This is a genomic window from Streptomyces sp. NPDC058289, from assembly GCF_042880975.1.
GTDB lineage: Bacteria > Actinomycetota > Actinomycetes > Streptomycetales > Streptomycetaceae > Streptomyces > Streptomyces stoeckheimensis.
In genome coordinates this window covers 1-17,696 of sequence record NZ_JBHVYI010000094.1, presented here as the reverse complement: position 1 = coordinate 17,696, position 17,696 = coordinate 1, and the positions used below count along the sequence as shown (strand labels likewise).

Here is a 17,696-nt window from a genome sequence, read left to right as displayed (position 1 = left end):
CCGTGCCGATGGGCGGGGTGGGGGATCTCTCCCCGCCCCGCCCTTCGCCGTTTCCTGGGGCTCCGCCCCAGACCCCGCGCCTCAAACGCCGGCGGGGCTGGAATTCGCTACGCGAATCCAGCCCGCGCAGCGGACTCCGCTACAGCAAGCCGTGCCGCATGGCAGTGGTCACCGCCGCGGTGCGGTCAGCGACCTCCAGCTTTCCGAAGATGCGGAGCATGTGCGTCTTGACCGTGGACTCCGCCACGAACAGCCGGCGGCCGATCTCGGCATTGGTCGCTCCCCCGGCGACCAGGCGGAGCACCTCCACCTCCCGGTCGGAGAGCCGCGGCAGCGACGGGCGGGTGCGGAGCTGGTCGACCAGGCGGCCCGCCACCGTCGGGGCGAGGACCGTCTCGCCGCGCACGGCCGCCCGGACCGCGGCCGCCAGTTCCGCCCGCGCCATGTCCTTCAGCAGGTAGCCCGCCGCCCCCGCCTCCACCGCCCGCAGGATGTCCCGGTCCTCCTCGTACGTGGTCAGCACCACGACCCGTACCGGCAGCCGGGCCGCCGTGATGCGGGCGATCGATTCGACTCCGTCGCCGCCCGGCATCCGCAGGTCCATCAGGATCAGGTCCAGGCCGCCTTCGGGGACCAGCCGCGCGGCCAGTGCCTCCGCCTGGGGGCCGTTCGAGGCCTCCGCGACGACCTCCAGGTCCGGTTCGGCGCTGAGCATGCCGCGCAGCCCCTCCCGTACCACCGGGTGGTCGTCGGCCAGCAGGATGCGGATCATCTCGTACGGCTCCTCAGCGGATCGGAAGGGTGACGGTGACGGTGGTACCGGCCGAGGCGGCGCTGTCGACCGCCGCCGTGCCGCCCACCTCGGCCGCGCGGGCGAACAGGCCCCGCAGGCCGTAGCCCGGTGCGGGGGCCGCCGGGTCGAAGCCCCGGCCGTCGTCCCGGACCGTGAGGGTCAGTTCGCAGCCGCCGTAGGCGAGGGAGACCGCGCAGCGCGCCTGCGGTCCGGCGTGCTTGGCGGCGTTCGACAGGGACTCCTGGCAGGACCGCAGGGCCACCACTTCGAGGACCGCGGCCAGCGGCCGGACCTCCCCGGTCACCGAGACGGCAGCCGGTGGATCGTGCCGGGCCGCGAGGCGCCGTACCGCGTCGGGCAGTGAACCGCCGTCGAGATCCGCGGGCGCGCCACCCGCCACCAGGGCGCGGGCCTCGGCCAGGTTCTGCCGGGCGGTGACGGCCATCAACTCCAGATGGTGCCGGGCCCGCTCCGGATCGGTGTCCAGTTCCGACTGCACGGCCTGTACGAGCATCAGCAGACTGGTGAAGCCCTGGGCGAGGGTGTCGTGGATCTCGCGGGACATGCGTTCCCTTTCGGCGTGGGCGCCGCGTTCGGCGGAGAGCCGGGCCACCTCCTCCCGGCTGGCGTCGAGTTCCGCGATGAGGGAGGCCCGGTGCCCGCTCTGCTCGATGATCCGGACGATCCAGGCACCGAAGAAGGCGGAGAAGAGGAAGGCGACGAGCGCGCCGAGCGCGCTCGCGAAGACGACGTGTCCCTCCGGCCGCCACACCAGCGCCCAGCCCGCCACCGGCAGCAGACACAGCAGGCCCGCCGCGCCGACCGCGCGCCGCAGGGGCAGCAGCATGAAGCACTGCGGGGCGAGGGCGAAGGTGATCAGCCGGGACTCGCCGGCCAGGGTGGCGGCCGGCAGGAAGAGGGCCAGCGCCACGCCCAGGTAGCGGGCGGAGCGCCGGGACGCGGCGCCGGGCGCCAGCAGGAGCAGCGGGCGTCCGGCGCCGAGGTAGCAGGGGACCAGGAGGGCGAGCAGGGCGACGGCGGTGATCCGGTACGCCGGCCCGGGGGAGTCCGCGCCGAGGACGAAGGCCGCGGTCGCGACCCACACGACCCCGAAGTAGAGGTCCCACGGGCCGAACGCGCGGTCCCACACGTGGGACTCGCGCGCCCCGGCCGCCTCGGCGAAGGCGGTCAGCCGTCGCGGCGGTTCTTCCACTTGAAGGTCATCAGACACAGGACCAGACCCCCCACGACCCAGGCACCCAGGACCAGGGCGACCCGCCCATACTCCCAGCCGCCGGCCTGTTCGAGAACGGCCGCCGACTCCGGCAGGAACACCCCGCGCAGCCCCTGGCACATCCACTTGAGCGGGAACAGCGCACCGATGTTCAGCAGCCAGTCCGGGATCTGGTGGACCGGGATGAAGACGCCCGAGACGAACTGCAGGATCAGGAACGGCAGGACCACGACCGAGCTGGCGCTCTTGCCGGACTTGGGCAGGCTGCTGATGGCGATGCCGAGCAGGGCGCAGCCGGCCAGACCCAGGACGAAGATCCAGGTGAAGGTCAGCCACTTGGAGGCGGACGTCGGCAGATCGAGGTCGAACAGGGTGGAGCCGACCAGCAGCAGGATCGCGGTTTCGGCGAGGCCGGTGGCCAGCACCATCCACACCTTGCCGAGGAAGTACGCCGCCGGCGGCATCGGGGTCCCGCGCAGCCGGCGCAGCACCTTCTCGTCGCGTTCGACGGCGATCGAGATGCCGAGGGACTGGAAGCTGGTGGACATGATGCCGGCGGCGACCATGCCGGCCGCGTACATCTGGGAGGCGGTGACCCCGGTGCCCTCCATGCCCTCGCTGAAGATCGAGGCGAAGAGCGCGAGGAAGACGATGGGGAAGGCGAAAGTGAAGATCACCGCGTCGCGCTGGCGGACGAACTGCCGGATCTCCAGCGCTCCGCGGCTCACACCGAGGGACCAGGCACCGGGCAGCGCCACGGCCCCGCCCGTGCCCGCGCGCGTCCGCGTGCCCGTGGTCTTGCCCGTACCGGTCTCCGTGCTCATCGGGACTCCTCCTGCCGCGTCGTGTTCCGGTCGAGCTGGCCCGTGAGGCGCAGGTACACGTCCTCCAGGGTGGGGCGGGTGATCCTCAGGTCCGGGACCTCCCCGTCGAAGCGGGCCGCCAGCTCGGCGACCGTACGGGTGGGCGTCTCGGTGGAGGTGCTGCGCGGGCTTCCGTCCCGGTCCGTCCACTCGACGGTGGCGCCGGTCCCGAGACGGGCGCGCAGCGCGGCCGGTTCGCCCTCGGCCACGACCTTGCCGCGGGCGATGACCGCGAGCCGGTCGGCGAGGGCCTCGGCCTCCTCCAGGTAGTGGGTGGTGAGCACGATGGTGGTGCCCGAGTCGGATAGCAGCCGGATCAGGTCCCAGAACTGCCGCCGGGCTGCCGGGTCGAAACCGGTCGTGGGCTCGTCCAGGAGCAGCAGCTCGGGGTCGCCGATCACCCCGAGCGCCACGTCGAGGCGGCGCCGCTGCCCGCCGGAGAGGCTCTTGAGCCGGTGGCCGCGCTTGTCCTCCAGACCGACCAGGGCGATCACCTCGGCCGGATCGCGCGGGGCCGGGTAGTAGCGGGCGAAATGCTCGACCGTCTCCCGTACCGTCAGTTCGGCGGGCGCCGACTCGTCCTGCCAGACGATGCCGACGCGCGAGCGCCAGGCCCGTCCGGCGGTGGCGGGGTCCGCGCCGAGGACGAGCACCTCGCCGCCGTCCCGCTCCCGGTGCCCCTGGAGTATTTCCACCGTGGTGCTCTTGCCGGCGCCGTTGGGCCCCAGGAGGCCGAAGACCTCGCCCCGCCGGATCGTCAGGTCCAGTCCGTCCACCGCGGTGACTTCGCCGTACTGCTTGCGGAGCCCCCGTACTTCCACCGCGTTCTGTGTCATGCCTCCCATGGTGTGGCGGAAGCCCGTCCACCGGTCCCCCCGTGCGTACCTCCTCCTGTCCGTCGAACGGTGGACAGTGGTCGGGTACGGCACAATGGCCCGTGCTTGTTGACCTTGCAGATGTGGAGCGGGCGGGATGACGACACGAGGGACCGATACGGACACCGCCGAGCCGCGGACGGCCGTCGGCGGCAGTCGGGCGCTGGCCCTGCTGCTGGTGATCACGGGAGCCGCGGGACTGCTCGCCGCCTGGGTCATCACGATCGACAAGTTCAAGCTGCTGGAGGACCCGAACTTCACCCCGGGCTGCAGCCTCAACCCGATCGTCTCCTGCGGCAACATCATGAAGAGCGACCAGGCGGCCGTCTTCGGCTTCCCGAACCCGATGCTGGGGCTGGTCGCCTACGGCATGGTCGTGTGCGTCGGCATGAGCCTGCTCGCACGGGCGCGCTTCCCCCGCTGGTACTGGCTGACCCTGAACGCCGGGATGCTCTTCGGCGTCGGCTTCTGCACCTGGCTGATGTACCAGTCGCTCTACACCATCAACTCCCTGTGCCTGTGGTGCTGCCTGGCCTGGGTCGCCACCATCGTCATGTTCTGGTACGTCACCTCGCACAACGTCCGGGGCCGCCTGCTGCCGGCTCCCGGCTGGCTGCGCGGGCTCTTCGACGAGTTCACCTGGGTGCTGCCCGTCCTGCACATCGGGATCATCGGGATGCTGATCCTGACCCGCTGGTGGGACTTCTGGACCTCCTGAGCCCGGCCGGCGCGACGGGCGGGAGTGTCGGTGGCCTCGCATAGGCTTCCGGTGTGGAACCAGATCTCTTCACCGCCGCCGCCGAAGACCGCCAGGCGAAGGACCCCTCCAGTTCTCCGCTCGCCGTCCGGATGCGCCCGCGCACCCTGGACGAGGTCGTCGGCCAACAACACCTGCTGAAGCCCGGCTCCCCGCTCAGGCGGCTCGTCGGGGACGGGGCGGGCGGTCCCGCCGGTGCCTCCTCGGTGATCCTCTGGGGTCCGCCGGGCATCGGGAAGACCACGCTCGCGTACGTGGTGAGCCAGGCGACGAAGAAGCGGTTCGTCGAGCTGTCCGCGATCACCGCCGGCGTGAAGGAAGTACGGGCCGTCATCGAGGGCGCCAAGCGGGCGGCCGGCGGATACGGCAAGGACACGGTCCTCTTCCTCGACGAGATCCACCGCTTCAGCAAGGCGCAGCAGGACTCGCTGCTGCCGGCCGTGGAGAACCGCTGGGTCACGCTGATCGCCGCGACCACGGAGAACCCGTACTTCTCGATCATCTCCCCGCTGCTGTCCCGCTCGCTGCTGCTGACGCTGGAACCGCTGACCGACGAGGACCTGAGCGCCCTGATGCACCGGGCGCTGACGGAGGAGCGGGGCCTCGGCGGGGCGGTCACCCTGCCGGCGGACGCGGAGGCGCACCTGCTGCGGATCGCCGGAGGAGACGCACGGCGCGCGCTGACGGCCCTGGAGGCGGGCGCGGGATCGGCGATCGCCAAGGGCGAGCCCGAGATCAGCCTCCAGACGGTGGAGGAGGCCGTCGACCGGGCCGCGGTGAAGTACGACCGCGACGGCGACCAGCACTACGACGTGGCCAGCGCGCTGATCAAGTCGATCCGGGGCTCGGACGTGGACGCGGCGCTGCACTATCTGGCGCGCATGATCGAAGCGGGGGAGGACCCCCGGTTCATCGCGCGCCGGCTGATGATCTCGGCGAGCGAGGACATCGGGCTGGCCGACCCGACGGCCCTGCCCCTCGCGGTGGCGGCCGCCCAGGCCGTGGCGATGATCGGCTTCCCGGAGGCTTCGCTCACGCTGTCGCACGTGACGATCGCGCTGGCGCTGGCCCCGAAGTCGAACACCGCGACGACGGCGATCGGCGCGGCGCTGGCGGATGTACGGGCGGGGCTGGCGGGCTCGGTGCCGACGCACTTGCGCGACGGGCACTACAAGGGGGCGGCGAAGCTGGGGCACGCGGTGGGGTACGTGTACCCGCACGACGTGCCCGGCGCGATTGCTGCGCAGCAGTACGCGCCGGACGAGGTCCACGGCAAGCGGTACTACGAACCGACCCGGTACGGAGCCGAAGCCCGCTACGCGGACGTGGTGGAAAAGGTCCGCGAGCGGCTCCGGGGCGCCGGCTCCTGACCTGCGTCGCCGCTCCCGGGGGACCAGCTCCCGGACCCCCGCGGGGTATGGGGCGGAGCCCCAGGGAACGGTGGAAGGGCGGGTAGGGGGCTTCGCTCCGCGCAGCGGCCTCGTGTCGCGGGCGCGGGGTAAGCGGCCCGGGCCTAGGCTCCGTCGCATGGGACGTCCCGCTCCGCTCATCGCCGTCGCAGCCGCGATGCTGCTCAGCGGGTGTCACCACGGAGACGGCGAAAGGGCACAGGCCAGCGCCGCCGCACTCGTCGCCCAGGTCCCCCTCGCGAGCGCCGGGTTCCCGCCCTCCGCGGCCACCGCCAAGGCGCAGCTGGGGAAGCTCAAGGTCGAGTGGGGCAAGAACTGGGAGACGTACAAGCGCGAGAACTTCGGCAAGTACTGGTCCGACGAGACCGACGCCATCGGCGGCCGCAACGGGTGCGACACCCGCGACGACGTCCTGCGCCGGGACCTCCGGGAGCTGCGCGAGGGCGACAGGAACCCCTGCGTGGTGCTCTCCGGAGTGCTGAAGGACCCGTACACGGGGAAGGAGCTCCCCTATTACTACCGCCGCGCCTCGCAGATCCAGACCGACCACGTCGTCGCCCTCGGCGCCGCCTGGCGCGGGGGCGCGTACGCGTGGACCCCGCAGCGGCGCCTGGAGTACGCCAACGACCTGGACGTGCTGCTCGCCGTGGACAAGCAGACGAACTACGACAAGAGCAGCAAGACCGCGGACAAGTGGAAGCCGCCCCAGAAGGGCTACTGGTGCGAGTACGCGCGGCGGTACACCGGGATCAAGGCGAAGTACGGGCTCTCCGTGACCCCGCCGGAGAAGCAGGCGCTGGAGGAGACGCTCGGCACCTGCCCGTAGCCGGTCAGCCGGCGAACAGGGTGCTCATGGCCCGGCGCAGGCCGCAGACATCGGTCACCGGCTCCGGGAAGTCGAAGCGGGCGTCGAAGGCGGTGGCGCCGCGGGTGAAGCGCACGCGCAGGCCCAGCCGGTCCAGGGCGAGGGGGACCGCCGTCAGGTCCGCCGTCTCCCGGGTGCCCAGCAGGCCGCACAGATCACCCATCCGGTCTCCGTGCGAAGAGGCCAGGTGCTGGAGGAGCTCCGTCTCGTGGGCCACCATCGGGTCGGGCTCGGCCGCGGCCAGCAGCTCGGGGTCCACGTGCTCGGCGCCCCACAGGTCGTCCACCGAGATCTCGCCGACCTCCAGGCGCAGCAGCATCCACGCGGGCCGGCCGGCGGACGGGGCCTCGAGCGATTCGGACAGGCCGAGGAGCTCTCCGACCGGGTGCCGCTCCGCCAGCAGCGCCGCGCAGGCCGCCCGCTCGGCGGCCCCGCGCACCGGCGTGAGCCACCCGGCGAGCCAGGCGCGGCCTCGGATACGATGGGGCACGGACACCGGCGCCACATCCGTGATCTCGATCACGGCGGTGAGGTCGTCGTCCTGGGCGTGAGCGGCTGCCCTGGCAGCCGCGGATTCCCCTGATACCAGGAGAATCACGTCCCCGTCCGGGGTGACGGTCCTTGCGGCCGGCATCCCTGTCCCGAACTCCCCCTGGTCAAGAGCACCGGGGAGCGTGAGGGATACTGAGGCGTTGGACTCTACGAGGGTTCGTACGCGTTCGGCTCCGGTGAGCTGCCGAACGCCTTCCCTGGGACGCGGCTGACCTTGCTTATCGTCGCCGAAAGCAGATCCTGTTTCGTTTGGATCTGAACTTCGGTGCGCACTGGGCAGGGGGATCCCATGTGGTCGAGACATTACGTCCTCCTCGCTAAGGTAAGCCTCACCTAACTTACATGGAGGTAGGTTCCACGTGAACCAGAAGCGACCCAAGGTCAAGAAGTCGCGTGCCCTCGGCATTGCGCTGACCCCGAAGGCCGTCAAGTACTTCGAGGCCCGCCCCTACCCGCCGGGCGAGCACGGCCGTGGCCGCAAGCAGAACTCGGACTACAAGGTTCGTCTGCTGGAGAAGCAGCGTCTGCGCGCTCAGTACGACATCTCTGAGCGTCAGATGGCCCGCGCGTACGACCGCGCCAAGAAGGCCGAAGGCAAGACGGGCGAGGCGCTGGTCGTCGAGCTCGAGCGTCGCCTCGACGCCCTGGTCCTGCGTTCGGGCATCGCCCGCACCATCTACCAGGCTCGCCAGATGGTCGTTCACGGCCACATCGAGGTCAACGGCGACAAGGTCGACAAGCCGTCGTTCCGCGTCCGTCCGGACGACGTCATCACGGTGCGCGAGCGCAGCCGCGAGAAGGTTCCGTTCCAGGTTGCCCGTGAGGGTGGCTACGCAGGCGAGGGCGAAACCCCGCGTTACCTGCAGGTCAACCTGAAGGCCCTGGCCTTCCGCCTGGACCGCGACCCGAACCGCAAGGAAATCCCGGTCATCTGCGACGAGCAGCTCGTCGTCGAGTACTACGCCCGCTGATCCAGTACCAGCGGACGTAGCCCTCACAGGCTGGTTCAGCCCGCCGGTTCCCCCTTGGGGGAGCCGGCGGGCTTCCTGCTTTTCGGCTCCGGGTGGCCCACCGGCCGATCCGCCGTGGCGCGCGGCCTCGGCAGCGGCCCCGCCGGCACGGGAGCCGGCTCCGGCCCGCGCAGGGCGCGCTCGACGAGGGCGTCCAGGGGCAGGGCCCGGCCGTGGCGGGCGCAGGACGCGTACCGCTCGGCGCCCAGCAGTTCGCCCGCCCGCTCCTGGCACATCAGCCGCGGTGCGTTGAAGTACCCCGAGCCGAACAGCCGCATCCCCACCCCGTCCCACAGGGGCTCCGCCGCGCCCTGCAGGACCGCCGCCTCCGCCGGATGCCCCTCGGCCACCGTGACCAGCGCGAGCAGCTCCACCGCCAGCACCAGCCCGACCAGATCGCGGAAGGTGTGGTTGATGGCCACGCACTCGGCCAGCAGCCGCCGCGCCTCGGCCGTGCCCCCGGCGTCCAGCGCCGCGTACGCCAGGACGTACAGGGCGTACGCCTTGGTCCAGCGCTCCCCGCGCTCCTCGCAGATGTCCCGGACCTCCCGGCACAGGGAGAGCGCGCCCGCCAGATCTCCCTGGAAGGCCAGCGCCATCGCCAGTTCCACCTGGCACATCAGCACGTTGCTGTTGAGCTCCCCGGCTTCCCGGTAGCGCTCCAGCGCCGAGCCGAGCAGCTCCCCGGCCCGGACCATGTCGTCCGAGATCAGTGCCAGACAGCCCATCCGGTGCACGGCGTACGCGCCCGCCACCGGGTTCTCGCTCCGCGCGGCCCCGTCCCGGCACTCGTACAGCGCGCTCATCGAGGCCACCGCGTCGCCCTGCAGGGCCGCGACGTACCCGAGCACCCACAGTGCCTTCAGCCGGGAGGTCTCGTACTCCGGCCCGGCGAGCCCGAGATCACCCTCCAGGGTCCGGTCCAGCCAGTGCCGGCCCTCGGTGAGCCGGCCGCAGCCGGCCCAGAAGAACCACAGGGTGCCCGCCAGGTACTGGCCCAGGTGGACCTCCTCCGGCTCGTCCAGGCAGCACTCCAGCGCGAGCCGCAGGTTCGGCAGTTCCGCCTCCACCAGCGCGGCCACCTCCTCCTGGCGCGGACTGAACCAGTCCAGCTCGCACCAGGTCGCCAGGCCCATGTACCAGTCCCGGTGCCGGCGCCGCAGCCGCCGGGCGTCGCCCAGCGACTCCAGCCAGCCCGCCCCGTAGATCCGTACGCTCTCCAGCATCCGGTAGCGGACCCCGGCCGCCGTCTCCTCCCGGACCAGCAGGGACTGCCCCAGCAGCTCCCCGACCAGGTCCAGCACCGAATCCACCGGCAGGTCCGGCCCCGAACACACGTACTCGGCGGCGTCCAGGTCGAACTGCCCGGCGAACACCGAGAGCCGCGCCCACAGCAGCCGCTCCCCGGCCGTGCACAGCTCGTGGCTCCAGCCGATCGCCGTGCGCAGGGCCCGGTGCCGGGGCAGCGCACCGCGCGAGCCGCCCGTCAGCAGGGCGAAGCGGTCCTCCAGCCGGGACAGCACCTGCTCCGGCGACAGGGTGCGCAGCCGGCCCGCCGCCAGCTCCAGCGCCAGCGGCAGGCCGTCGAGGCGGGCGCACAGCTCGGCCAGCACCGCACGGTTGGCCTCCGTCAGGGCGAAGGCCGGATCGGCCGCCGAGGTCCGCTCGATCAGCAGGGCCAGGGCCTCCTCGGGATCCAGCGGGGCGAGCGGCCAGGACAGCTCCCCGTCGAGGGTCAGCGGGCGCCGGCCGGCGGCGAGCACGCGCAGACCGGGGGAGCGGCGCAGGAGGTCCCGTACCAGGTCGGCGGTCTCGTCGACCAGTTGCTCGAAGCCGTCCAGCACCAGCAGCAGCCGCCGCTCGGCCAGGTGTTCGGCAAGGACCGTCCGGGGCGGCCGGGTGGTGTGGTCGGTCAGCCCGAGCGCCTCGGCGAGCGTCAGCTCCAGCAGCGCCGGATCCCGTACGGAGGCCAGCTCGGCCAGCCACACCCCGTCGAAGTAGCGTTCCTGCGCCGGATCGGCGGGGCCGCCCGCGTCGGAAGGGCGGACGGGACCGGCCGCCGCGTCGGCGGCAGCCCTGGCCGCCGCCAGTACCAGGCGGGTCTTGCCCACGCCGCCCGCGCCGGTCACCGTGACCAGCCGCGAGGCGTCCAGCAGCCGCCCCAGCTCGGAAAGTTCTCCGCCCCGCCCGACAAAGCCGCTCAGGTCCGAGGGAAGATTGCCCGGCGTCCTTCGTGGAATGGGTCTTTGTCGCATGGGACACGGAGCGTACTGGTCCGCATGCGCTGCGTACAAGGCGGGTCGGTCCCGGACGCCCGGCAGGGGTGGCGCCCCGGATTTCCGGTACTGCGGCGGATCTCCGGCGCGATAGGGTCGGAGGACGACTTTTTCGCTTGGTGATCAATCTGTAGAGAGCGGTGTGAACGTGTCCGGTGGAGAGGTGGCCGGGATCCTCGTGGCCGTCTTCTGGGCCATCCTCGTCTCGTTCCTCGCCGTGGTGCTGGTGAGGCTGGCGCAGGTGCTGAAGGCGACCACCAAGCTGGTGGCCGACGTGACCGAGCAGGCCGTCCCGCTGCTCGCGGAAGCCTCCACCACCGTCCGCTCCGCCCGCACCCAGCTCGACCGGGTCGACGCCATCGCGAGCGACGTACAGGAAGTCACCTCCAACGCCTCCGCGCTGTCCTCCACCGTGGCGTCCACCTTCGGCGGCCCGCTCGTCAAGGTCGCGGCCTTCGGCTACGGCGTCCGCAAGGCGCTGGGCAAGGGCGGCGCGACCCCGCAGGACGCGCCGGGCAAGACCTCCCGACGGACCGTGATCGTCGGCCGTACGGTGCCGGCGGCCCGGCGCCGGAAGCAGAAGGGCTGAGATCTCCGATGTTCCGCCGAGCCTTCTGGTTCACCGCCGGCGCAGCCGCCGGCGTGTGGGCCACCACCAAGGTCAACCGGCAGCTCAAGAAGCTGACGCCGGAGAGCCTCGCCGCCCAGGCCGCCGACAAGGCGATCGAGGCGGGCCACCGCCTCAAGGACTTCGCCCTCGACGTCAAGTCGGGAATGTCGCAGCGCGAGGACGAGCTGAACGACGCACTGGGACTCCACCAGGATCCCGACCTGCCCGGCAACGTCACCGCCCTTCCCGGGCCGCGGCGGCTGCGGGCCATCGAGCAGGACCAGAACGACCAGAACTCGTACCGTTCGAACCACTCGGGCGGGACGTACAACCGGAATGAGGACCACTGATGGAGTCGGCTGAAATCCGCCGCCGCTGGCTGAGCTTCTTCGAGGAGCGCGGTCACACCGTTGTCCCTTCGGCGTCGCTCATCGCGGACGACCCGACTCTGCTGCTGGTGCCCGCGGGCATGGTGCCGTTCAAGCCGTACTTCCTCGGCGAGGTCAAGCCGCCGGCGTCCACGCTCACCAGCGTGCAGAAGTGCGTCCGTACGCCGGACATCGAAGAGGTCGGCAAGACCACCCGCCACGGCACGTTCTTCCAGATGTGCGGCAACTTCTCCTTCGGCGACTACTTCAAGGAAGGCGCCATCAAGTACGCCTGGGAGCTGCTCACCAGCTCCGTGGCGGACGGTGGCTACGGCCTCGAGCCCGAGAAGCTCTGGATCACGGTCTACCTCGACGACGACGAGGCCGAGGCCATCTGGCGCGACAAGGTCGGCGTCCCGCAGGAGCGCATCCAGCGCCTGGGCAAGAAGGACAACTTCTGGTCCATGGGCGTCCCGGGCCCCTGCGGTCCCTGCTCGGAGATCAACTACGACCGCGGTCCCGAGTTCGGCGTCGAGGGCGGCCCCGCCGTCAACGACGAGCGCTACGTGGAGATCTGGAACCTGGTCTTCATGCAGTACGAGCGCGGCGCCGGCGACGGGAAGGAAGACTTCCCGATCCTCGGCGACCTGCCGTCGAAGAACATCGACACCGGTCTCGGCCTCGAGCGCCTCGCCATGATCCTGCAGGGCGTACAGAACATGTACGAGACCGACACCCTGCGCGTGGTCATGGACAAGGCCACCGAGCTGACCGGCGTGCAGTACGGCGCCGAGCAGGGCACGGACGTCTCGCTGCGCGTGGTCGCCGACCACATCCGCACCTCGACCATGCTCATCGGCGACGGCGTCACCCCCGGCAACGAGGGCCGCGGCTACGTGCTGCGCCGCATCATGCGCCGCGCCATCCGCAACATGCGCCTCATGGGCGCCACCGGTCCGGTCGTCCAGGACCTGGTCAACGTGGTCATCGAGACGATGGGGCAGCAGTACCCGGAGCTCGTGACCGACCGCAAGCGCATCGAGACCGTCGCGCTCGCCGAAGAGGCCGCCTTCCTCAAGGCCATCAAGGGCGGCACGAACATCCTCGACACCGCCGTGAGCGAGACCAAGGCCGCCGGCGGCACGGTCCTGGCCGGGGACAAGGCGTTCCTGCTCCACGACACCTGGGGCTTCCCGATCGACCTCACCCTGGAGATGGCCGCCGAGCAGGGCCTCGCCGTGGACGAGCCCGGCTTCCGCCGCCTGATGCAGGAGCAGCGGGACCGCGCCAAGGCCGACGCCAAGGCCAAGAAGACCGGCCACGCGGACATGTCCGCCTACCGGGAGATCGCCGACGGCTCCGGCGCCACCGAGTTCACCGGCTACGCCACCAACCAGGGCGAGTCCACCATCGTCGGCCTCCTGGTCAACGGCGTCTCCGCGCCCGCCGCCTCCGAGGGCGACGAGGTCGAGGTCGTCCTGGACCGCACCCCCTTCTACGCCGAGGGCGGCGGCCAGCTCGCCGACCAGGGCCGCATCAAGCTCGACTCGGGCGCCGTCATCGTCGTCCGCGACGTGCAGCAGCCGGTCCCGGGCGTCTCCGTGCACAAGGGCTCCGTCCAGGTCGGCGAGGTGACGGTGGGCGCCTCCGCGTACGCCGCCATCGACATCCAGCGCCGCCGGGCCATCGCCCGCGCCCACTCGGCCACGCACCTGACGCACCAGGCCCTGCGCGACGCGCTCGGCCCGACGGCCGCCCAGGCCGGTTCCGAGAACTCGCCCGGCCGCTTCCGCTTCGACTTCGGCTCGCCGAACGCCGTTCCCGGCTCGGTCCTCACCGACGTCGAGCACAAGATCAACGACGTGCTCTCCCGCGAGCTCGACGTCACCGCCGAGATCATGAGCATCGACGAGGCGAAGAAGCAGGGCGCCATCGCCGAGTTCGGCGAGAAGTACGGCGAGCGCGTGCGCGTCGTGACCATCGGCGACTTCTCCAAGGAGCTGTGCGGCGGCACGCACGTCGGCAACACCGCCCAGCTGGGCCTGGTGAAGCTGCTCGGCGAGTCCTCCATCGGCTCCGGCGTGCGCCGCGTCGAGGCCCTCGTCGGCGTGGACGCGTACAACTTCCTCGCCAAGGAGCACACGGTCGTCGCCCAGCTCCAGGAGCTGGTCAAGGGCCGTCCGGAGGAACTGCCGGAGAAGATCGCCTCCATGCTCGGCAAGCTGAAGGACGCCGAGAAGGAGATCGAGAAGTTCCGCGCGGAGAAGGTCCTCCAGGCCGCCGCCGGTCTCGCCCAGAACGCCCAGGACATCCACGGCGTCGCCCTCGTCGTCGGCACCGTCCCGGACGGCACCGGCGCCGACGACCTGCGCAAGCTGGTCCTCGACGTCCGCGGCCGCATCCAAGGTGACCGCCCGGCCGTCGTGGCCCTGTTCACCACGGCGAACGACCGCCCGCTGACCGTCATCGCCACCAACGAGGCCGCCCGCGAGCGCGGTCTCAAGGCCGGCGACCTGGTCCGTACGGCCGCCAAGACCCTCGGTGGCGGCGGTGGCGGCAAGCCGGACGTGGCCCAGGGCGGTGGCCAGAACCCGGCCGCCATCCCCGAGGCCATCGCCGCGGTCGAGCGCCTCGTCGTAGAGACGGCCTGAAGATGACACTGCGCCGCGGCCGCCGTCTGGCCATCGATGTCGGTGACGCCCGGATCGGGGTCGCCTCGTGCGACCCCGATGGGGTGTTGGCCACACCGGTGGAGACCGTTCCGGGCCGGGACATCCCCTTCGCCCACCGGCGGCTGCGGCAGCTCGTCGCGGAGTACGAGCCCATCGAGGTGGTGGTCGGTCTGCCCCGCTCGCTCAGCGGGCGGGAAGGGCCGGCCGCGGCCAAGTGCCGCGCCTTCGCCACGGAACTCGCCAAGGGCATCAAGCCCGTGACGGTGCGTCTGGTGGACGAGCGGATGACGACGGTCACCGCGGCCCAGGGGCTGAGGGCCTCGGGGAAGAACGCGAAGAAGAGCCGGTCGGTCATCGACCAGGCGGCCGCCGTGGTGATCCTTCAGAACGCCCTGGAGACCGAACGGGTATCAGGTAATCCGCCCGGTGAGTGCGTCGAAGTGGTTGTCTGATCGCGATACGGTAACGTTCCGCGCGATGTGACGGCATTCGAACAGCCGTCGCCCATCAGAAGAGGCGGAACCGTGTGTCGCGGCAGACGGAGTCGCGGCCAACGCCCTGCGGCGCGCTAGGGGATCGATGACTGAGTATGGCCGGGGCCCTGGCCCCGAACCGTGGCACCCCGAGGACCCGCAGTACGGGGACCAGGGGTGGACCGGGCACGAGGCCCAGCAGGGTCAGATGCCCTACGTCGGAGGCCCGCAGCAGTACCAGCAGGAGCCTCAGCCCCAGCAGGCCTACTACCCGCAGCAGCAGGGCCAGTACCCCCAGGCCCAGCAGATGCCGTACCAGCAGCAGCAACAGCAGGTGCCGTATCCCCAGCACCCGCAGCAGCACCAGCAGCACCCTCAGTACCAGCAGAACCAGGACACGTACGGGGGCCAGGGCCAGGTCTGGGACACCGGGCAGGGCCAGTACGCCCCGGTCCCGCAGGCCGCCGACCCGTACGCGGGCGCGGATCCGTACGCGCAGCAGCAGACGAGCGGCTACCCCGGCGAGGCCCCCGACCTCTACGGCACGCCCGAGGCCTTTCCGCCGCCGCGGCCCCCGAGCATGCGGCACCTGGACACCGAGGACGACTGGCGGGAGGGGGAGGCCGAGGCCGACCAGGCCGCGGACACCTTCCTCGCCGGCGGAGACGGTGGCGAGGACGACGGTGACGGCGACGACGGCGGGAACGGCGGCCGCAGGTCGGGCCGCTCCGGCGGCCAACCGAAGAAGCGCAGCGGCATGGCCTGCCTCATCGCGGCCGTGGTCATCGTCGGCGTGCTCGGCGGTGGCGGCTACTACGGCTACAGCTACATCAAGGACAAGTTCGGCTCGGCCGAGGACTTCGCGGGCTCCGGCATCGACGAGACCGTCGACGTGGAGATCCCCAAGGGCGCGGGCTTGGGCCAGATGGGCCGCATCCTGAAGGAGAAGGGCGTCGTCGCGAGCGCCCAGGCATTCGTGGACGCCGCGAGCAGCGCCCCCAACGGCAAGTCGATCCAGCCCGGCATCTATCCGCTGAAGAAGAAGATGTCGGCGGCCGCCGCGGTCGAGGTCATGACCGACCCCTCGAAGCTGCACGTCCTCACGATCTCCGAGGGCATGCGCAACAGCACGGTCTACGACGCGATCGACAAGAAGCTCGAGAAGCCGGCCGGCACCACCAAGGACATCGCCTTCAAGCAGGCCAAGACCCTCGGCCTGCCGGCCTGGGCGAACAACGATCCGAAGATCATGGACCCCCTCGAGGGTTTCCTGTACCCGATGCGCTACGACCTGACCAAGGACAGCACCCCGGAGTCCCTGCTCAAGCAGATGGTCAAGAACGCGACGGACAAGTACACGGAGCTCGGGGTCGAGGGCAAGGCCAAGGAGCTGGGCCTGGACAACCCGCTCCAGGTGATCACGGTCGCCAGCCTCGTCAACGCCGAGGGCAAGAACCACGACGACTTCCGGAAGATGGCGGAGGTGGTCTACAACCGCCTCAAGAAGACCAACGACGTCACGAACCGGAAGATCGAGTTCGACTCGACGTACAACTACATCAAGGGCCAGAGCGAGATCAACTTCAACGTCAAGGAAGCCAAGGCGTTCGTCCACCCGTACAACACGCACAACGTGGCGGGACTGCCCCCGGGCCCGATCGGGAACCCCGGCCTGGACGCGCTGAACGGTACGCTCAGCCCGGACCACGGCGGCTGGATGTTCTTCGTGGCGGTCGACGAAAACAAGACGACCTTCACCAAGACCTACGACGAGCACCTCAAGCTCGTGGCCGAGTTCCAGGAACGGCAGAAGCAGAAGAACGGCGGGTAGCAGGACATGTCACGGATACGGGCCGCGGTGCTGGGTTCGCCCATCGAGCACTCCCTCTCGCCGGTGCTGCACCGCGCCGCGTACCAGGAGCTCGGCCTCGGGGAACGGTCGTACGACCGCTTCGAGATCGACGAGGCCGCGCTCCTCGGTTTCATGGCACAGCTCGGCCCCGAGTGGGCCGGGCTGTCGCTGACCATGCCGCTCAAGCGGGCGATCATCCCGCTGCTCGACGAGATCAGCGACACGGCCGCCTCCGTGGAGACGGTCAACACCGTCGTCTTCACCGAGGACGGCCGCACGGTCGGTGACAACACCGACATCCCCGGCCTGCTCGCCGCGCTGAGCGAGCAGGGCGTCGAGAAGGTGGAGTCCGCCGCCGTCCTCGGTGCGGGCGCCACCGCCTCCTCGGCGCTCGCCGCGCTGGCCCGGATCTGCACCGGCCCGGTGACCGCGTACGTACGCTCCGAGGCCCGGGCCGCGGAGATGCGCGAATGGGGCGAGCGGCTCGGCGTGGACGTGCGTACGGCCGACTGGTCGCGGGCGGCCGAGGCGCTGGCCGCGCCGCTGGTCATCGCCACCACCCCGGCCGGAGCGACGGACGAGTTGGCCGGCTCCGTGCCCGCCGCTGCGGGCACCCTCTTCGACGTCCTGTACGACCCCTGGCCCACGCCCCTGGCGGCGGCCTGGACGCAGCGGGGCGGCAAGCTCCTCGGCGGCCTCGACCTCCTGGTCCACCAGGCGGTCCTCCAGGTCGAGCTGATGACCGGCTGCCCCACCGCCCCGCTCGCGGCCATGCGCGCCGCGGGCGAGGCGGCGCTGCGCGCCCGCCACTGAGCGGAACCGGAACCCTTCCTAGATCCACATGTCACCCCGGGCCGAGGTGCGCCGCCGTCCGATAGCTGGACCGGAGGGCGGTGTACGGGCCCGGACATGGGAGGATCGGGTCAAGGCGGGTCAGGGCCGCGCACCCGATCGCGCCATCGATGAATCAGGCGCGAGCACGAGGAGCATCGTTGAGCAGGTTGCGTTGGCTGACGGCCGGAGAATCCCACGGCCCGGCTCTGGTGGCGACGCTGGAGGGGCTTCCCGCGGGCGTTCCGGTGACCAC

At 71.2% G+C, this 17,696-nt stretch carries 17 protein-coding genes; 11 read left to right on the top strand and 6 right to left on the bottom strand.

Going from position 1 to position 17,696, the window contains the following annotated elements; genetic code table 11:
* Positions 1–139: 139 nt before the first annotated feature.
* Genes ACFVX6_RS33655 through ACFVX6_RS33640 form a run of 4 tightly spaced genes read right to left on the bottom strand, consistent with a single transcriptional unit; the run spans position 140 to position 3,726 of the window.
* Positions 140–772, bottom strand: a complete 633-nt coding sequence (locus ACFVX6_RS33655) for a response regulator (RefSeq protein ID WP_389697958.1) — start codon at positions 770–772, stop codon at positions 140–142.
* Positions 773–785: 13 nt separating this feature from the next.
* On the bottom strand, positions 786–2,006 hold the full coding sequence (locus ACFVX6_RS33650; RefSeq protein WP_389697956.1) for a sensor histidine kinase: 1,221 nt from the start codon (positions 2,004–2,006) through the stop codon (positions 786–788).
* Positions 1,982–2,851, bottom strand: a complete 870-nt coding sequence (locus ACFVX6_RS33645; RefSeq protein WP_389697954.1) for an ABC transporter permease — start codon at positions 2,849–2,851, stop codon at positions 1,982–1,984. Before ACFVX6_RS33645 ends, ACFVX6_RS33650 begins: the two co-directional genes overlap by 25 nt.
* Positions 2,848–3,726, bottom strand: a complete 879-nt coding sequence (locus ACFVX6_RS33640) for an ABC transporter ATP-binding protein (RefSeq protein WP_389697952.1) — start codon at positions 3,724–3,726, stop codon at positions 2,848–2,850. Before ACFVX6_RS33640 ends, ACFVX6_RS33645 begins: the two co-directional genes overlap by 4 nt.
* A 136-nt stretch (positions 3,727–3,862) precedes the next feature.
* Here ACFVX6_RS33640 and ACFVX6_RS33635 point away from each other — a divergent pair, with 136 nt between their 5' ends.
* The 3 genes from ACFVX6_RS33635 (at position 3,863) to ACFVX6_RS33625 (ending at position 6,757) form a co-directional block, all read left to right on the top strand.
* Positions 3,863–4,483, top strand: a complete 621-nt coding sequence (locus ACFVX6_RS33635; RefSeq protein WP_389697950.1) for a vitamin K epoxide reductase family protein — start codon at positions 3,863–3,865, stop codon at positions 4,481–4,483.
* 53 nt (positions 4,484–4,536) lie between these two features.
* Positions 4,537–5,892, top strand: a complete 1,356-nt coding sequence (locus ACFVX6_RS33630) for a replication-associated recombination protein A (RefSeq protein ID WP_389697948.1) — start codon at positions 4,537–4,539, stop codon at positions 5,890–5,892.
* 157 nt (positions 5,893–6,049) lie between these two features.
* Positions 6,050–6,757, top strand: coding sequence for an HNH endonuclease family protein (locus tag ACFVX6_RS33625; RefSeq protein WP_389697946.1), 708 nt, complete (start codon positions 6,050–6,052; stop codon positions 6,755–6,757).
* Positions 6,758–6,761: 4 nt separating this feature from the next.
* On the opposite strand, the gene ACFVX6_RS33620 is transcribed toward ACFVX6_RS33625, so the two are convergent.
* Entirely contained in the window at positions 6,762–7,652 is an 891-nt protein-coding gene (locus ACFVX6_RS33620; protein WP_389697944.1) for a DUF2470 domain-containing protein, read from the bottom strand.
* A gap of 55 nt (positions 7,653–7,707) precedes the next feature.
* On the opposite strand from ACFVX6_RS33620, the gene rpsD reads away from it, so the two are divergent.
* The gene (rpsD, locus tag ACFVX6_RS33615) at positions 7,708–8,319 is read left to right on the top strand and encodes a 30S ribosomal protein S4 (protein ID WP_008740451.1); all 612 of its coding nucleotides are present in this window, start codon (positions 7,708–7,710) and stop codon (positions 8,317–8,319) included.
* A gap of 35 nt (positions 8,320–8,354) precedes the next feature.
* On the opposite strand, the gene ACFVX6_RS33610 is transcribed toward rpsD, so the two are convergent.
* Positions 8,355–10,613 carry an ATP-binding protein gene (locus tag ACFVX6_RS33610; protein ID WP_389697942.1) on the bottom strand — a complete coding sequence of 753 codons (2,259 nt, stop codon included), beginning with the start codon at positions 10,611–10,613 and terminating at the stop codon, positions 8,355–8,357.
* 169 nt (positions 10,614–10,782) lie between these two features.
* On the opposite strand from ACFVX6_RS33610, the gene ACFVX6_RS33605 reads away from it, so the two are divergent.
* From ACFVX6_RS33605 to ACFVX6_RS33575, 7 genes are all read left to right on the top strand, one after another.
* Complete coding sequence (locus ACFVX6_RS33605) at positions 10,783–11,223, top strand: DUF948 domain-containing protein (protein ID WP_389697940.1); 441 nt, start codon at positions 10,783–10,785, stop codon at positions 11,221–11,223.
* An 8-nt stretch (positions 11,224–11,231) separates the two neighbouring features.
* Positions 11,232–11,594, top strand: a complete 363-nt coding sequence (locus ACFVX6_RS33600; RefSeq protein WP_389697938.1) for a DUF6167 family protein — start codon at positions 11,232–11,234, stop codon at positions 11,592–11,594.
* A complete protein-coding gene (gene alaS, locus ACFVX6_RS33595; protein WP_389697936.1) occupies positions 11,594–14,263 on the top strand; it encodes an alanine--tRNA ligase in 2,670 nt (889 codons plus the stop codon). The genes ACFVX6_RS33600 and alaS overlap by 1 nt, the downstream gene beginning before the upstream one ends.
* A 2-nt stretch (positions 14,264–14,265) precedes the next feature.
* The gene (gene ruvX, locus ACFVX6_RS33590) at positions 14,266–14,736 is read left to right on the top strand and encodes a Holliday junction resolvase RuvX (RefSeq protein WP_243334308.1); all 471 of its coding nucleotides are present in this window, start codon (positions 14,266–14,268) and stop codon (positions 14,734–14,736) included.
* A gap of 127 nt (positions 14,737–14,863) precedes the next feature.
* Positions 14,864–16,588: an endolytic transglycosylase MltG gene (gene mltG, locus ACFVX6_RS33585; protein WP_389697933.1), complete on the top strand. Its 1,725-nt coding sequence runs from the start codon at positions 14,864–14,866 to the stop codon at positions 16,586–16,588.
* 6 nt (positions 16,589–16,594) lie between these two features.
* Positions 16,595–17,422, top strand: coding sequence for a shikimate dehydrogenase (locus ACFVX6_RS33580; protein WP_389697931.1), 828 nt, complete (start codon positions 16,595–16,597; stop codon positions 17,420–17,422).
* A gap of 149 nt (positions 17,423–17,571) precedes the next feature.
* The coding region (locus tag ACFVX6_RS33575; protein ID WP_389697980.1) for a chorismate synthase at positions 17,572–17,696 on the top strand (125 nt) is incomplete at its 3' end.

What these genes read in the sequence shown, in the direction of transcription:
- ACFVX6_RS33655 (WP_389697958.1), bottom strand. Translation starts at nt 772, where the DNA reads ATGATCCGCATCCTGCTGGCCGACGACCACCCGGTGGTACGGGAGGGG.
- ACFVX6_RS33645 (WP_389697954.1), bottom strand. Translation starts at nt 2,851, where the DNA reads ATGAGCACGGAGACCGGTACGGGCAAGACCACGGGCACGCGGACGCGC.
- ACFVX6_RS33640 (WP_389697952.1), bottom strand. Translation starts at nt 3,726, where the DNA reads ATGACACAGAACGCGGTGGAAGTACGGGGGCTCCGCAAGCAGTACGGC.
- ACFVX6_RS33635 (WP_389697950.1), top strand. Translation starts at nt 3,863, where the DNA reads ATGACGACACGAGGGACCGATACGGACACCGCCGAGCCGCGGACGGCC.
- ACFVX6_RS33625 (WP_389697946.1), top strand. Translation starts at nt 6,050, where the DNA reads ATGGGACGTCCCGCTCCGCTCATCGCCGTCGCAGCCGCGATGCTGCTC.
- ACFVX6_RS33620 (WP_389697944.1), bottom strand. Translation starts at nt 7,652, where the DNA reads ATGTCTCGACCACATGGGATCCCCCTGCCCAGTGCGCACCGAAGTTCA.
- ACFVX6_RS33610 (WP_389697942.1), bottom strand. Translation starts at nt 10,613, where the DNA reads ATGCGACAAAGACCCATTCCACGAAGGACGCCGGGCAATCTTCCCTCG.
- ACFVX6_RS33600 (WP_389697938.1), top strand. Translation starts at nt 11,232, where the DNA reads ATGTTCCGCCGAGCCTTCTGGTTCACCGCCGGCGCAGCCGCCGGCGTG.
- alaS (WP_389697936.1), top strand. Translation starts at nt 11,594, where the DNA reads ATGGAGTCGGCTGAAATCCGCCGCCGCTGGCTGAGCTTCTTCGAGGAG.
- ruvX (WP_243334308.1), top strand. Translation starts at nt 14,266, where the DNA reads ATGACACTGCGCCGCGGCCGCCGTCTGGCCATCGATGTCGGTGACGCC.
- mltG (WP_389697933.1), top strand. Translation starts at nt 14,864, where the DNA reads ATGACTGAGTATGGCCGGGGCCCTGGCCCCGAACCGTGGCACCCCGAG.
- ACFVX6_RS33580 (WP_389697931.1), top strand. Translation starts at nt 16,595, where the DNA reads ATGTCACGGATACGGGCCGCGGTGCTGGGTTCGCCCATCGAGCACTCC.